This window comes from Polynucleobacter sp. MWH-UH19D (assembly GCF_040409795.1).
Classification (GTDB): Bacteria; Pseudomonadota; Gammaproteobacteria; order Burkholderiales; family Burkholderiaceae; genus Polynucleobacter.
Map to the genome: position 1 here is coordinate 26,814 of NZ_CP099571.1, position 14,372 is coordinate 41,185.

The following is a 14,372-nucleotide window of genomic DNA, read 5'->3' on the forward strand; positions in this document are numbered from 1 at the left end:
AAGCCTAAGCTCCTGACGAGGAGTTATATTGATTCAGGTTCATGAGTTGATTTAATTCGGTAGATAAAGTTGTCTCAGAACTTGGTTTGATTTTGAATAACCAAATGGCGTATGGACTTTGGTTTACTAATTCTGGGCTGGCATCTACAGCTTCATTCAGGGCAACAATTTCACCGCTAACTGGCGCATGAATATCGCTCGCTGCTTTTACGGATTCAATGACCGCAATCGCTTCACCTTGCTTTACATACTGGCCAAGCTTAGGCGCCTGAAAGAACATCACATCACCCAAAGCTTCTTGGGCATGGTTGCTAATGCCAACCCATATCAAGCCATCATCTTCTAGATCGGCCCACTCATGTGTTTCTGCAAATTTAAAAGTATCTTCGGTATTCATTGTTATATCCTTTAGATCCATTTTATTCTTAGTCCCATAAACTATGGGCTGACAAGTTATTCATTTATCTGCTTTCATATATGCCAATTAAATTAGGAATTGTTCCAGTTACCCCTTTTGAGCAAAATTGTTCGATTTTGGTTTGCCAGGAAACCGGTGATGCAGCGGTAGTAGACCCTGGCGGAGACATCGAAAAAATATTAGATGGTGTAAAGCAAATGGGTGGCAAAGTAAAAAAGATACTGCTTACTCACGGCCATTTGGATCACTGCGCAGCGGCAAAGGATTTATCAGACCAGTTGGGCGTGCCTATCGAAGGTCCACAAGAAGATGAGCGTTTTTGGATTGACCAGTTGCCTGAGCAAACCGTGCGATTTGGTTTTGGACATGCGAAACCATTTGAGCCCAATCGTTGGCTTAATGATGGCGATCATGTGCAAGTGGGCAATGTAGATCTAGATGTACTTCATTGTCCTGGACATACACCAGGGCATGTGGTTTTTTATGACAAAGAAGATCGTCTAGCGATTGTGGGCGATGTGCTGTTTGCAGGCTCTATTGGCAGAACAGATTTTCCGCGGGGCAATCATGCGGATTTAATTCATGCGATCAAAACAAAATTGTGGCCTTTGGGTGATGACGTTCAGTTCGTACCAGGCCATGGACCAATGTCGACATTTGGCAACGAGCGTAAAACAAACCCTTATGTAGGAGATAAAGCTTAGCAATTTTGATAATTGCTATACCGCTGGGCAAATTAGGTCTTTGCTGAACCGGTGCGGTGTGTGCGGTTGTAGAGACAGCTGGCGCAAATCCAACGCTGCTTACGGTTGCTAGTAGGAATCCAAGTCCCACCTTCAAGACGCTTTTCGCGACTGCAAGAAGAGCAAAATTTCAGGCTCTGTGAAGAATCTTGTGCGGCGGCTGGAGTCGATGTAGTCATGGGTAATCCGGGTAAGGCAAATCTTTAAACGAAGATGTATTTTACCCGTTTTGTCCCGCTGGTACTGGGGATAGAACTACTCTGACAGAGTCCGCAGTCTTGTTTCCATCAAAATCTAACCAAGCCTTATTTTGGAAGTCGTAAAGCTTGCACTTGCGTGCCGTATCGAAATACCATGCCCAAGAGAATTTTTGGATAAAAATACGCTCTGGAAGGATGGTTTCAAGGGTTTTTTGAGCCTCTTGGAGGCGGTAAAGAGGAACGCTCATGTCCACATGGTGGGCGGTATGCTCCATGATGTGGTGCATTAGAGATCCCCAAATCCAGCTAAAAGTCAGGTGTACTGTTGTCGAAACAAATGGCTGGGCGCGTAACCACTCTGATTTTTTGTCATACCAAGAAACTGATGGATGGGTGTGGTGAACGTACACCACAAATCCAATCATGCCGTTCCAAAATAAAAATGGGACAGCAAAACCAGTTAGAAGACCAACCCAAATGGATTGGTTGGTGGCAATTGCGCCAGCAATCAGACAGCCGATCCAAACAATTGCAAATGCGGTTACTAACAGATTGTCTTTTAAGAAAATGGGACGATCACCCGGCTTATTTTTTGCGTTTGGAAAGTACTCGCGTCTCCACCAAATTTCGATCAAATAGTAAAAAACAGGACCCCAGCCGCTACGGTAAAGGCGCTCTAAAGCCTTACGCCATGAGGGTAAGGCGTCATATTCTTCTTTTGATAGCGGAGCCCAAACAAAGTCAAAGCCCTTCAAATTCGTTTGCCCATGATGCACTACGTTGTGACCAACATCCCATAGGCTGTAAGGTGTGAGTGAGGGCAAGAATGCAATGCGCCCGAGGACTTTATTGAGTTCACGATTCGGCGTGAAGCTTTGATGGCAGGCGTCATGCCCCAAGATAAAAATGCGACCAGTAACAAAACCAGCAATAAGGCCAAAAACAATTTTTAGCAAAACGTTTTCAACAAATACCGTACCGGCAATGCAACCAAGCCATAAAAATGAATCAATCAACAGCAGCATGATCGCACGCGCTGTTTCGCCCTGGGCCATTGGAATCAACCAGCTCCGAATAATCTTGCGGTGCGGCAATGGTGCCTCGGGAGGCAAAGGATTTGTCAGGGATGGCTCTGAAAGGGCTGAATTTAGATGTGTAGACACGATAAGAATCAATAAGTTAGAGGCTAATTTTAGCGGTTTTCATGATTTTACGCATGATATAAGTCAAAAACCCCCTGTGTTTTGGCGCGCCCGGCAGGAATCGAACCTGCGACCCTTGGCTTCGGAGGCCAATACTCTATCCACTGAGCTACGGGCGCCCGTAGAAAAACTGGATACCCCGTTATTGTAAGTGCCTATAACCCTACTCTCTAGTTATAATCACCGCAAATCAACCCTAAAACCCGTCAAACGATAAATCCTTATGAGCAACGAGCACGGAAACCTTATTAAGTCCCCAAAACAACTCATCATCATGGTGTTTGCAAGCTTTTTTGTGCCCTTGATCATTATTTTGCTATTGATGGTATTTGTTAACAATGGCAAGCGCGGCGAGCCTTCAACCGTAACCGAGCAGCTTATTAAGCCAGTAGCCCAGCTTAACTTTAAGGACGCTAGTGCGCCTAAGGGAACGCAAACAGGCGAGCAAGTCTATAAAGCGGTTTGCGCTTCATGTCATGCGACTGGTGCCGCGGGCGCTCCTAAAGTTGGCGATGCGGGCGCTTGGGCACCACGAATCGCAAAAGGCTATGACTCTTTGTTGACCTCTGTTTTAAAAGGCAAAGGCGCGATGCCTGCACGCGGTGGATCAAGTCCAGCGGATATTAGTGATTACGAATTGGGTCGTGCGGTGGTTTATATGACTAATTCATCGGGCGGAAATTTGCCAGAGCCAAAAGCACCGGCTGCCAAGTAATTTATTTCTTTATTGCGTTATAAAAGCTGGCTATATGCCAGCTTTTATTATTTTTGCCTTGCCGCTTTTGCGTCTAAGGCAGCTTGATAGGCACCTTTTTTGTTTAGCCCTAAAGCTTGAGATAAAACGGTTGCGATTTCTTTGCTACCAAGATAAGGTGTTAATGCTTGCGCCCATCGATTGAGAGAGGCGCCTTCAGGAGATTGATCGGTATTGCTTTTGCAGCGACCAACGAGAACGACAAACTCACCTTTTAAATGCTCAGTATTTTCAAGCCATTCTGAAATTCCTTGGGCCTCAATGGAAACAAGCCCCTCAAATTTTTTTGTGAGTTCTCGGCAGATTAGTAAGGGTCGATCTTTTTCTAAAGATTCTGCGAGTAAAAGAAGCGTCTCGCGAATATGGTGTGGCGATTCAAAAAAAATGCTGACCTTATTGCTATGAAGAATCTCTTCCAAGAGGGCATCGCGATCCTTGGTTTTGTGCGGCCAAAAACCCAAGAATTGAAAGCGCCCGTCTGAGTTGAGCATGACAGAGCCAGACGCTGAAATGGCACAAGATACTGAGCTGACGCCTGGAATGGGAATCACGCGGTATCCGGCGTTTTGAACTTGCTCTACTAATCGGGCTCCTGGGTCTGATATTCCAGGGGTCCCGGCATCAGAGATATAGGCCCAGCGCTCATGCTTTGAAAGGTGTTCAATAACCGTTTGCGCGCCACTAAGTTCATTGTGGTCGTGAAGTGCAATGCACTTTTTATGGATGCCAAATTGCCTTAAAAGAGGAGCACTATGACGGGTATCTTCGCAAGCAATTCCATCAACCGAGTTAAGGACATGTAGGGCGCGTAAGGTGATATCACCCATATTGCCAATGGGGGTTGCAACCATATACAAAGCCCCAGACGGCAAATCTTGTTGCTTTAAAAAATCGGCTGAGGCAAATTCCATGGGTCAATTGTCTGCTGAAGATGAATGAATGACAAGAGAATACGTTGGTTTTGCGTTAAGCTGACAACATCCAGATTAAAGCTTGCTTTGACGCATAATATTGCTATGAACAAAGATACGATTGAACGTTTGCGTCAGCGCGCATCCCAGCATTTTTTAGATAGCATTGCCGTAAAACAAGAAGCCGAAAAAACCCTTCCAGACTTGGTTGCTCAAGGCGTGTTAGCGATGACAAGTTGTTTGCAGTCGGGCGGCAAAGTGATGGCGTGTGGCAATGGGGGGTCGGCTGCTGATGCTCAGCATTTTGCAGCCGAACTGATTGGCCGATTTGAGCGCGAGCGGCAAGAGCTAGCTGCAATTGCATTAACAACGGATAGTTCAATCTTGACTGCTGTTGGCAATGACTATAGTTATGACGAAGTGTTTAGTAAACAAGTGCGCGGCTTGGGCAAAAAAGGCGATGTCCTGTTGGCGATTTCTACTTCAGGAAATTCTAAGAATGTAGTGAAAGCAATTGAAGCCGCAAAAAAGATTGGTATCAAAATTATTGCGCTTACTGGAAACGGTGGTGGAAAGATGGCCACCCTTTTAGATAAAGATGATATTCATTTGTGCGCCCCTTCAACTCGTACTGCACGCATTCAAGAAACCCATTTGGTCTTGTTGCATGGCTTATGTGATGGCGTTGATCACGTACTCTTAGATTAATTTTTATATCAACACAAAGTACATTTATGCAAATCCGATTCATTAGTAAATTCTTGCTTGCAGTTTTACTTGCCACGCAATTATCTGCATGCGGCATCTTGGCGGTGGGTGGAGTTGCGGCGGGCGCAAGCGTAATGGCTGATCGCCGCACACCAGGTGTGCAGGCAATTGATAATGGAATAGAGATGCAAGCAAATGCAGCGCTGTCGAAAAAATTTGGAGATAACGCACACATTAATGTCACCTCATTTAATCAAAAGGTATTGCTAACTGGTGAAGCAAAAGATGCAGACATAAAGGGCGAGGCCGAGGCTTACGTCAAGGCAATGAAGAATGCTCGCACCGTGTTTAATGAGATTGTTATTGGCCCCAATAGCACCTACACAGCTCGCGCAAATGATTCTTATCTCGAGTCAAAAATTAAAACGCAAATGATTTTCACGGATAAATTACCGTCCAACTCTATGTCAATAGTGGCAGAGGGTACAAGCGTATATCTGATGGGAATTTTGACTCAAAGCGAAGCTGATCTTGCAAAAAAAGTGGCGAGCAATACTAATGGTGTGAAAGATGTTTACGTTTACTTTGACATTATTTCGAATACGGAGAAAAACCGTCTTGAGAAGCAAGGCAAGGCCGATGAGTCGCAGCCTAATAGTCCACCGAAATTTCAGTAAATATTGCGCGGTGTTGTGATGTTTCAAAAATATGCGCGAGTAAAAATAGTTTTTATTTTTACAGCGCTTTTTTTCTTTGCGACAAAAGCGCATAGCAATAGCGATGACCAAAAAGCTTTTACGCTTGCAAAACAAAATGCTTGTTTAGGGTGTCATGCAGTTGATAAAAAAATTGTTGGTCCAAGCTTTCAATCTGTAGCTAAAAAATATCAGCATGATCAAAATGCGCCTACATTTTTAAAAAATAAAATTGCCAAAGGCGGTTCAGGTTCTTGGGGTGTAGTACCCATGCCTGCAAATACAAAATTAAGCGATGCTGATTTGTCGTTGATGGTGGGCTGGATTTTGCGTGGCGCACCTAAGCAAAATTAAAAATTTCTAGTTAACGTGCGTGTTTTGGTTTTCCTAAAAACCACCACCATGCTTGATTAGCAAGTTTTAAATTTTCTTTTAATGCGTAATCAAAATCTGCCCATTGTTCATTTGCGGCTTCTTCAACAATCGTGCTTGGATTAGCTGGCGGCAGTGTGAGGTAAGCATCGGCATCGCCGTATGCATACTCAACTTTCATGCCGGCTTTTTGAGCTAAATGCATCATGGCTTTATTGTTTGCAAGACAGTGAACGTAAAGCGTTTGAATATTGCTATTGCGTGAGTGCACTGCAGAGCGATTCAGTAGTGCAGTGCCAAGTCCTTGCGCCCTGCCCTCTGGCAATACAGATACGCCAAATTCAGCGGCACGAGCTTGTCCTTTTGTCTTGGGAAGGAATGCCAAATGAGCCATACCGATTAGTTGAAGATCAGCATCAAATACGCCAAAAACAGCATCTTGGTTGAAATCTAAATGCTCTACATAGTGATGAATAACTTCATCTGGGGTTTGCGTGCCAAAACGCAGGCGACGATCTTCGTCGCCAAGCTTGAGAAGATGGCTGAGGATTGCATCCCTGTGGCCCGCATGAAGTTCGCGCACAGGAACTACCTGCCCTACCAAGAAAGGGCTAGAAGGTGAGTGATTGTTCGCTAATTTATTGTGCATAGCAACATATTAGCACTAATTATGAAAAATTACAGGGTTTTCCCTTAGCGTGTGGCTTATACGCAAATACACCTTGATGAGCAGATTTGCAGGAGTTCAAAGCCTCAAAAACGGGCTCAAAATAGAAAAAATTTAAAAAAAGATTAAAATTTTTTGCATCTTTATCTATATGATTTCATTGATTTTTTTTCAACAGTCAGAAAAATCTTCGCCTTTTTTAGGAAAAAGAGTGCAAAAGGTGTTGACAACCCTATTCGGGTATGTCATAGTCTCGCTTCTTCGCTGAATGTTTTTTTAAACGATTCAGCCCTCTTTAAAAATTAGTCAACCGATAATTGTGGGTACTAAGTGAAAGCATCCAGTCCTTCGGGACAGATGTAAATAAATAGTACTCATAGACAGTAAAGATTTGGTTTTTTTACCAAGTCGATTTCTTGAATGAGTGCGACGATCCGCAAGGATCACAGGAATTGAACTGAAGAGTTTGATCCTGGCTCAGATTGAACGCTGGCGGCATGCCTTACACATGCAAGTCGAACGGCAGCACGGGTGCTTGCACCTGGTGGCGAGTGGCGAACGGGTGAGTAATACATCGGAACGTACCTTATCGTGGGGGATAACGCAGCGAAAGCTGTGCTAATACCGCATACGCCCTGAGGGGGAAAGCGGGGGATCGCAAGACCTCGCGCGATTAGAGCGGCCGATGCCTGATTAGCTAGTTGGTGGGGTAAAAGCCCACCAAGGCGACGATCAGTAGCTGGTCTGAGAGGACGATCAGCCACACTGGGACTGAGACACGGCCCAGACTCCTACGGGAGGCAGCAGTGGGGAATTTTGGACAATGGGGGCAACCCTGATCCAGCAATGCCGCGTGAGTGAAGAAGGCCTTCGGGTTGTAAAGCTCTTTTGTCAGGGAAGAAACACCGGCTCTAACACAGTCCGGGAATGACGGTACCTGAAGAATAAGCACCGGCTAACTACGTGCCAGCAGCCGCGGTAATACGTAGGGTGCGAGCGTTAATCGGAATTACTGGGCGTAAAGCGTGCGCAGGCGGTTATACAAGACAGGCGTGAAATCCCCGGGCTTAACCTGGGAATGGCGCCTGTGACTGTATAGCTAGAGTGTGTCAGAGGGGGGTAGAATTCCACGTGTAGCAGTGAAATGCGTAGATATGTGGAGGAATACCAATGGCGAAGGCAGCCCCCTGGGATAACACTGACGCTCATGCACGAAAGCGTGGGGAGCAAACAGGATTAGATACCCTGGTAGTCCACGCCCTAAACGATGCTGACTAGTTGTTCGGGATTTACATCCTGAGTAACGTAGCTAACGCGTGAAGTCAGCCGCCTGGGGAGTACGGTCGCAAGATTAAAACTCAAAGGAATTGACGGGGACCCGCACAAGCGGTGGATGATGTGGATTAATTCGATGCAACGCGAAAAACCTTACCTACCCTTGACATGTCACTAACGAAGTAGAGATACATTAGGTGCTCGTAAGAGAAAGTGAACACAGGTGCTGCATGGCTGTCGTCAGCTCGTGTCGTGAGATGTTGGGTTAAGTCCCGCAACGAGCGCAACCCTTGTCTTTAGTTGCTACGCAAGAGCACTCTAAAGAGACTGCCGGTGACAAACCGGAGGAAGGTGGGGATGACGTCAAGTCCTCATGGCCCTTATGGGTAGGGCTTCACACGTCATACAATGGTGCATACAGAGGGTTGCCAACCCGCGAGGGGGAGCTAATCTCAGAAAATGCATCGTAGTCCGGATCGTAGTCTGCAACTCGACTACGTGAAGCTGGAATCGCTAGTAATCGCGGATCAGAATGTCGCGGTGAATACGTTCCCGGGTCTTGTACACACCGCCCGTCATACCATGGGAGTGGGTTTTGCCAGAAGCCGTTAGCCTAACCGCAAGGAGGGCGACTGCCACGGCAGGGTTCATGACTGGGGTAAAGTCGTAACAAGGTAGCCGTATCGGAAGGTGCGGCTGGATCACCTCCTTTCTAGAGAAAAGATGCTGAAGCTATAGTGCCCACACTTATCGGTTGACAATAATAGCCACGGGTCTGTAGCTCAGCTGGTTAGAGCACTGTGTTGATAACGCAGGGGTCGTAGGTTCAAGTCCTACCAGACCCACCAATCAGTAGTGATATGGTCTTAGTGGACGTTGGGGGATTAGCTCAGCTGGGAGAGCACCTGCTTTGCAAGCAGGGGGTCGTCGGTTCGATCCCGTCATCCTCCACCAACTCTTAAATGTCAAAACTAAGCGATTAGTAAATTGTTTAGTTTTGCCATTTATGGCTGTTCTTTAAAAATTTGAGTAAGCAAAGTGTCAAGCGTATCTTTGAGAGTGCGTTTGACAATGTAATAAGGGTAAAGATTGAATCATCAATCAGTAATATCAAACGAGTTTTACAAAGTTCTTAACAAGTACTTACAGTTTGGATTACGGCAAACATGTCAGAAGTAGAAGTAAAACCTGTAACAGGTACTAGCAATGGTGCTCGTTATAGGATCAAGTGAATAAGTGCACATGATGGATGCCTTGGCGATTACAGGCGACGAAAGACGTTATAACCTGCGATAAGCCCCGGGGAGCTGGTAAATAAGCTTTGATCCGGGGATTTCTGAATGGGGAAACCCACCACTTTTGTGGTATCCATACCTGAATACATAGGGTATGAGAAGCGAACCTCGTGAACTGAAACATCTAAGTAGCGAGAGGAAAAGACATCAACCGAGATTCCCAAAGTAGTGGCGAGCGAAATGGGAAGAGCCTTCTAGTGATAGCTCAGTAATTAACAGAATGGAATGGAAAGTCCAACAATAAAGGGTGATAGTCCCGTATGTGAAAATTATTGAGTGGTACTAGGCTAGAGACAAGTAGGGCGGGACACGTGAAATCCTGTCTGAATATGGGGGGACCATCCTCCAAGGCTAAATACTCGTAATCGACCGATAGTGAACAAGTACCGTGAGGGAAAGGCGAAAAGAACCCCGGGAGGGGAGTGAAATAGATCCTGAAATTGTGTGCATACAAACAGTAGGAGCCTCGCAAGGGGTGACTGCGTACCTTTTGTATAATGGGTCAGCGACTTACATTCAGTAGCAAGCTTAACCGAATAGGGAAGGCGTAGCGAAAGCGAGTCCGAATAGGGCGCTAGTTGCTGGGTGTAGACCCGAAACCAGTTGATCTATCCATGGCCAGGTTGAAGGTGCGGTAACACGTACTGGAGGACCGAACCCACTAACGTTGAAAAGTTAGGGGATGAGCTGTGGATAGGGGTGAAAGGCTAAACAAAACTGGAAATAGCTGGTTCTCTCCGAAAACTATTTAGGTAGTGCCTCGTGTATCACCGTAGGGGGTAGAGCACTGTCATGGTAGTGGGGTCCATTGCGGATTACTGCGCCATAGCAAACTCCGAATACCTACGAGTGCGAGCACGGGAGACAGACATCGGGTGCTAACGTCCGGTGTCAAGAGGGAAACAACCCAGACCGCCAGCTAAGGTCCCTAATATATGCTAAGTGGGAAACGAAGTGGGAAGGCTAAAACAGTCAGGAGGTTGGCTTAGAAGCAGCCATCCTTTAAAGAAAGCGTAATAGCTCACTGATCGAGTCGTCCTGCGCGGAAGATGTAACGGGGCTAAGCATATAACCGAAGCTGCGGATCACGTAAGTGATGGTAGGAGAGCGTTCTGTAAGCCTGTGAAGGTGTCTTGTAAAGGATGCTGGAGGTATCAGAAGTGCGAATGCTGACATGAGTAGCGATAAAGGGGGTGAAAAGCCCCCTCGCCGTAAGCCCAAGGTTTCCTGTTCAACGTTCATCGGAACAGGGTGAGTCGGCCCCTAAGGCGAGGCAGAGATGCGTAGCTGATGGGAACAAGGTTAATATTCCTTGACCATTGTTAGATGCGATGGGGGGACGGATTGCGGAAAGTTGTCCGGGTGTTGGATGTCCCGGTTCTTGCGTTGGAGATGGCTATTAGGTAAATCCGGTAGCGTAATTCAAGGGCGTGAGACGAGCGAATTTATTCGCGAAGCAATTGGAAGTGGTTCCAAGAAAAGCCTCTAAGCTTCAGTCTAACAAGACCGTACCGCAAACCGACACAGGTGGGCGAGATGAGTATTCTAAGGCGCTTGAGAGAACTCAGGAGAAGGAACTCGGCAAATTTGTACCGTAACTTCGGGATAAGGTACGCCCTGGTAGTTTGAACCTGAACAAGGGGAGGACGAAAGGGTTGCAATAAAAAGGTGGCTGCGACTGTTTAATAAAAACACAGCACTCTGCAAACACGAAAGTGGACGTATAGGGTGTGACGCCTGCCCGGTGCTGGAAGATTAAATGATGGGGTGCAAGCTCTTGATTGAAGTCCCAGTAAACGGCGGCCGTAACTATAACGGTCCTAAGGTAGCGAAATTCCTTGTCGGGTAAGTTCCGACCTGCACGAATGGCGTAACGATGGCCACACTGTCTCCTCCTGAGACTCAGCGAAGTTGAAATGTTTGTGATGATGCAATCTACCCGTGGCTAGACGGAAAGACCCCATGAACCTTTACTGTAGCTTTGCATTGGACTTTGAACCGGTCTGTGTAGGATAGGTGGGAGGCGTTGATATCAGGATGCTAGTTCTGATGGAGCCGTCCTTGAAATACCACCCTGATTTGTTTGAGGTTCTAACCTTGGCCCGTTATCCGGGTCGGGAACAGTGCATGGTAGGCAGTTTGACTGGGGCGGTCTCCTCCCAAAGTGTAACGGAGGAGTACGAAGGTACGCTTGGTACGGTCGGACATCGTACCTAAAGTGCAATGGCAAAAGCGTGCTTAACTGCGAGACCGACAAGTCGAGCAGGTGCGAAAGCAGGTCATAGTGATCCGGTGGTTCTGTATGGAAGGGCCATCGCTCAACGGATAAAAGGTACTCTGGGGATAACAGGCTGATACCGCCCAAGAGTTCATATCGACGGCGGTGTTTGGCACCTCGATGTCGGCTCATCTCATCCTGGGGCTGTAGCCGGTCCCAAGGGTATGGCTGTTCGCCATTTAAAGAGGTACGTGAGCTGGGTTTAAAACGTCGTGAGACAGTTTGGTCCCTATCTGCCATGGGCGTTGGAGATTTGACGGGGGCTGCTCCTAGTACGAGAGGACCGGAGTGGACGTACCGCTGGTGTACCTGTTGTTTCGCCAGAAGCATCGCAGGGTAGCTATGTACGGAAGAGATAACCGCTGAAAGCATCTAAGCGGGAAACTTGCCTGAAGATGAGATCTCCCGTAGGTTTAACCTACATAAAGGGTCGTTGAAGACCACAACGTTGATAGGTCGGGTGTGGAAGCGCAGTAATGCGTTAAGCTAACCGATACTAATTGCCCGTTAGGCTTGATCCTATAACCAGCACTATTGTGTTGGATGTTTGCCAGATTTAATCTGCATCCTTAATACATGCTTACTCAAATAGAGTTGTTGATTTATCAGCAACTCAACCCTCTACGCCCGGTGACCATAGCGAATTGGAACCACTCCTTCCCATCCCGAACAGGACAGTGAAACGATTCTACGCCGATGATAGTGCGGATTACCCGTGTGAAAGTAGGTAACTGCCGGGCACCAATGCGACGCCCAGACCCATTTAGGTCTGGGCGTTTTTACTTGTGCAAAGCGCTAGAGAGATTGACAGAAACTCCATTTGGAGTCAGAATGTTGGGTTCGCGGAGGGGTGTCCGAGCGGCTAAAGGAGGCAGACTGTAAATCTGTTGGCTACGCCTACGTAGGTTCGAATCCTACCCCCTCCACCAGATGTGCGGGATTAGTTTAATGGTAAAACAGCAGATTTCCAATCTTCGGTCAAGAGTTCGATTCTCTTATCCCGCTCCAGTTTTTGTAGCAAATAGAAAGGCCCATGTGGCTCAGTGGTAGAGCACTCCCTTGGTAAGGGAGAGGTCGGCAGTTCGATCCTGCCCATGGGCACCAGGCTTAGTTTTATTAATTATGTATTTCGTGTTTTGGTTTTTAAGAGTTAACTAAAGGCAGACAAAAATGGCAAAAGAAAAATTCGAGCGGACAAAACCGCACGTAAACGTAGGCACCATCGGTCACGTTGACCACGGTAAAACTACTTTGACAGCAGCAATTGCAACCGTGCTCTCAAAAGCATTCGGTGGCGAAGCAAAAGCATACGATCAGATCGATGCGGCTCCAGAAGAAAAAGCCCGCGGTATTACGATTAACACCGCACACGTTGAATACGAAACTGCTGGTCGTCACTATGCACACGTTGACTGCCCAGGACACGCTGACTACGTCAAAAACATGATTACTGGTGCTGCGCAGATGGACGGCGCAATTTTGGTTTGCTCTGCTGCAGACGGCCCAATGCCACAAACTCGTGAGCACATCCTCTTGGCACGTCAGGTTGGCGTTCCATACATCGTTGTTTTCTTGAACAAGTGCGACATGGTTGACGATGCTGAACTCTTAGAGCTCGTTGAAATGGAAGTGCGTGAACTGCTCTCTAAATATGACTTCCCAGGTGACGATACTCCGATCATCCGTGGTTCTGCCAAGATGGCATTAGAGGGTGACGAAGGCCCATTGGGTAAAGAAGCCATCATGAAATTGGCTGAAGCACTCGATACTTACATCCCAACTCCAGAGCGTGCTGTTGATGGCTCATTCTTGATGCCAGTAGAAGACGTGTTCTCTATCTCTGGTCGCGGTACTGTAGTAACTGGCCGTATTGAGCGCGGCATCATCAAGGTTGGTGAAGAGATTGAAATCGTTGGTATCAAGCCAACTCTCAAGACCACTTGTACTGGTGTTGAAATGTTCCGTAAATTGCTCGACCAAGGTCAAGCAGGCGATAACGTCGGTATCTTGTTACGTGGCACAAAACGTGAAGAAGTTGAGCGTGGCCAAGTATTGGCTAAGCCTGGTTCTATCACTCCACACACTCACTTTACTGCTGAGGTTTACATCTTGGGTAAAGATGAAGGTGGTCGTCATACTCCATTCTTTAACAACTATCGTCCACAGTTCTACTTCCGTACAACGGACGTAACTGGTTCAATCGAGTTGCCAAAAGATAAAGAGATGGTGATGCCTGGTGATAACGTCACCATCACCGTCAAACTCATCGCGCCAATCGCGATGGAAGAAGGTTTACGTTTTGCGATCCGTGAAGGTGGCCGTACTGTTGGCGCCGGTGTGGTTGCAAAGATTTTGGCTTAAGAAGTATTTAGAAATAAAGGGGTGTAGCTCAATTGGCAGAGCGTTGGTCTCCAAAACCAAAGGTTGGGGGTTCGATGCCCTCCGCCCCTGCCACGATTTGAACTGAAAGCAATATGTCTCAACAAACTGCAAGTCATTCTGAAGAAAAAAGCAGCTGGGTCTCAGGCCTCGCTGCTTTAATCGTCGTTGCTGCGTTAGTGCTGTACTACACGCTCATCGATCAATCTTTATTGGTGCGCTTGGGGGTATTGTTTGGCGGCATTGCAGCTGCAGTAATAATTGTGGCGATTTCTCCGGATGGGCGTCGTTTTATCGTCTATGCAAAAGATTCTTGGTATGAAGTAAAAAAGGTTGTTTGGCCAACTCGTAAAGAGACCACCCAAATGACTCTAGTCGTATTTGGCTTTGTTCTGATCATGTCCTTGTTTTTGTGGATTGCAGACAAATTAATTGAATGGCTAGTTTTTTCAGTCCTCTTGGGCTGGAAGTGAGT

Annotated in this window: 12 protein-coding genes, 7 tRNA genes and 3 rRNA genes; 16 read left to right on the forward strand and 6 right to left on the reverse strand. The window is 46.8% G+C overall.

Translation table 11 applies throughout. The features are described from left to right. Positions 1-4 precede the first annotated feature (4 nt). The gene (gcvH, locus tag NHB34_RS00135) at positions 5-397 is read right to left on the reverse strand and encodes a glycine cleavage system protein GcvH (RefSeq protein ID WP_353427513.1); all 393 of its coding nucleotides are present in this window, start codon (positions 395-397) and stop codon (positions 5-7) included. Between the two features lie 86 nt (positions 398-483). Between gcvH and NHB34_RS00140 the strand changes: the two genes are divergently transcribed. Beyond that, positions 484-1,122 carry an MBL fold metallo-hydrolase gene (locus NHB34_RS00140; protein WP_353428597.1) on the forward strand — a complete coding sequence of 213 codons (639 nt, stop codon included), beginning with the start codon at positions 484-486 and terminating at the stop codon, positions 1,120-1,122. Positions 1,123-1,154: 32 nt separating this feature from the next. Here the strand turns inward: NHB34_RS00140 and NHB34_RS00145 are convergent, their stop codons facing one another. The 3 genes from NHB34_RS00145 to NHB34_RS00155 all read right to left on the reverse strand — a co-directional run bounded on the left by NHB34_RS00145 (position 1,155) and on the right by NHB34_RS00155 (position 2,682). After that, entirely contained in the window at positions 1,155-1,340 is a 186-nt protein-coding gene (locus NHB34_RS00145; protein ID WP_173954835.1) for a hypothetical protein, read from the reverse strand. A 41-nt stretch (positions 1,341-1,381) separates the two neighbouring features. After that, positions 1,382-2,416 (reverse strand): fatty acid desaturase, encoded by a 1,035-nt coding sequence (locus tag NHB34_RS00150; protein WP_353428598.1) that lies wholly within the window; start codon positions 2,414-2,416, stop codon positions 1,382-1,384. A gap of 190 nt (positions 2,417-2,606) precedes the next feature. Beyond that, a tRNA-Arg gene (locus NHB34_RS00155) sits at positions 2,607-2,682 on the reverse strand. 104 nt (positions 2,683-2,786) lie between these two features. Between NHB34_RS00155 and NHB34_RS00160 the strand changes: the two genes are divergently transcribed. Then, positions 2,787-3,278: a c-type cytochrome gene (locus NHB34_RS00160; protein ID WP_353427514.1), complete on the forward strand. Its 492-nt coding sequence runs from the start codon at positions 2,787-2,789 to the stop codon at positions 3,276-3,278. Positions 3,279-3,325: 47 nt separating this feature from the next. On the opposite strand, the gene rsmI is transcribed toward NHB34_RS00160, so the two are convergent. Continuing rightward, positions 3,326-4,228, reverse strand: a complete 903-nt coding sequence (rsmI, locus tag NHB34_RS00165; RefSeq protein WP_353427515.1) for a 16S rRNA (cytidine(1402)-2'-O)-methyltransferase — start codon at positions 4,226-4,228, stop codon at positions 3,326-3,328. 105 nt (positions 4,229-4,333) lie between these two features. Here rsmI and NHB34_RS00170 point away from each other — a divergent pair, with 105 nt between their 5' ends. From NHB34_RS00170 to NHB34_RS00180, 3 genes are read left to right on the forward strand one after another with little or no spacing between them, the layout of a single operon-like run. Next, positions 4,334-4,936 carry a phosphoheptose isomerase gene (locus NHB34_RS00170; protein WP_353427516.1) on the forward strand — a complete coding sequence of 201 codons (603 nt, stop codon included), beginning with the start codon at positions 4,334-4,336 and terminating at the stop codon, positions 4,934-4,936. Positions 4,937-4,962: 26 nt separating this feature from the next. After that, entirely contained in the window at positions 4,963-5,613 is a 651-nt protein-coding gene (locus tag NHB34_RS00175; protein WP_353427518.1) for a BON domain-containing protein, read from the forward strand. Positions 5,614-5,631: 18 nt separating this feature from the next. Next, complete coding sequence (locus tag NHB34_RS00180; RefSeq protein WP_353427519.1) at positions 5,632-5,985, forward strand: c-type cytochrome; 354 nt, start codon at positions 5,632-5,634, stop codon at positions 5,983-5,985. A 10-nt stretch (positions 5,986-5,995) separates the two neighbouring features. On the opposite strand, the gene NHB34_RS00185 is transcribed toward NHB34_RS00180, so the two are convergent. Then, positions 5,996-6,652, reverse strand: a complete 657-nt coding sequence (locus tag NHB34_RS00185; protein WP_353427520.1) for a GNAT family N-acetyltransferase — start codon at positions 6,650-6,652, stop codon at positions 5,996-5,998. Between the two features lie 472 nt (positions 6,653-7,124). On the opposite strand from NHB34_RS00185, the gene NHB34_RS00190 reads away from it, so the two are divergent. From NHB34_RS00190 to secE, 11 genes are all read left to right on the forward strand, one after another. Continuing rightward, a 16S ribosomal RNA gene (locus tag NHB34_RS00190) occupies positions 7,125-8,657 on the forward strand. Between the two features lie 59 nt (positions 8,658-8,716). Beyond that, positions 8,717-8,793, forward strand: a tRNA-Ile gene (locus NHB34_RS00195). Positions 8,794-8,823: 30 nt separating this feature from the next. Further along, positions 8,824-8,899: transfer RNA gene (locus NHB34_RS00200), tRNA-Ala, on the forward strand. A 268-nt stretch (positions 8,900-9,167) separates the two neighbouring features. After that, positions 9,168-12,039: ribosomal RNA gene (locus tag NHB34_RS00205) — 23S ribosomal RNA — on the forward strand. 105 nt (positions 12,040-12,144) lie between these two features. Further along, positions 12,145-12,258 (forward strand): 5S ribosomal RNA (rrf, locus tag NHB34_RS00210). Together the 16S, 23S and 5S rRNA genes with 5 tRNA genes alongside form the textbook arrangement of a ribosomal RNA operon. Positions 12,259-12,362: 104 nt before the next feature. Continuing rightward, positions 12,363-12,447 (forward strand) — tRNA-Tyr (locus NHB34_RS00215). A gap of 5 nt (positions 12,448-12,452) precedes the next feature. Beyond that, positions 12,453-12,526, forward strand: a tRNA-Gly gene (locus NHB34_RS00220). Between the two features lie 21 nt (positions 12,527-12,547). Beyond that, positions 12,548-12,622 (forward strand) — tRNA-Thr (locus NHB34_RS00225). Positions 12,623-12,688: 66 nt separating this feature from the next. Continuing rightward, positions 12,689-13,879, forward strand: coding sequence for an elongation factor Tu (gene tuf / locus NHB34_RS00230; RefSeq protein ID WP_353427521.1), 1,191 nt, complete (start codon positions 12,689-12,691; stop codon positions 13,877-13,879). Between the two features lie 17 nt (positions 13,880-13,896). Continuing rightward, a tRNA-Trp gene (locus NHB34_RS00235) sits at positions 13,897-13,972 on the forward strand. A 20-nt stretch (positions 13,973-13,992) separates the two neighbouring features. Next, positions 13,993-14,370 carry a preprotein translocase subunit SecE gene (secE, locus tag NHB34_RS00240; RefSeq protein WP_353427522.1) on the forward strand — a complete coding sequence of 126 codons (378 nt, stop codon included), beginning with the start codon at positions 13,993-13,995 and terminating at the stop codon, positions 14,368-14,370. Positions 14,371-14,372 lie beyond the last annotated feature (2 nt).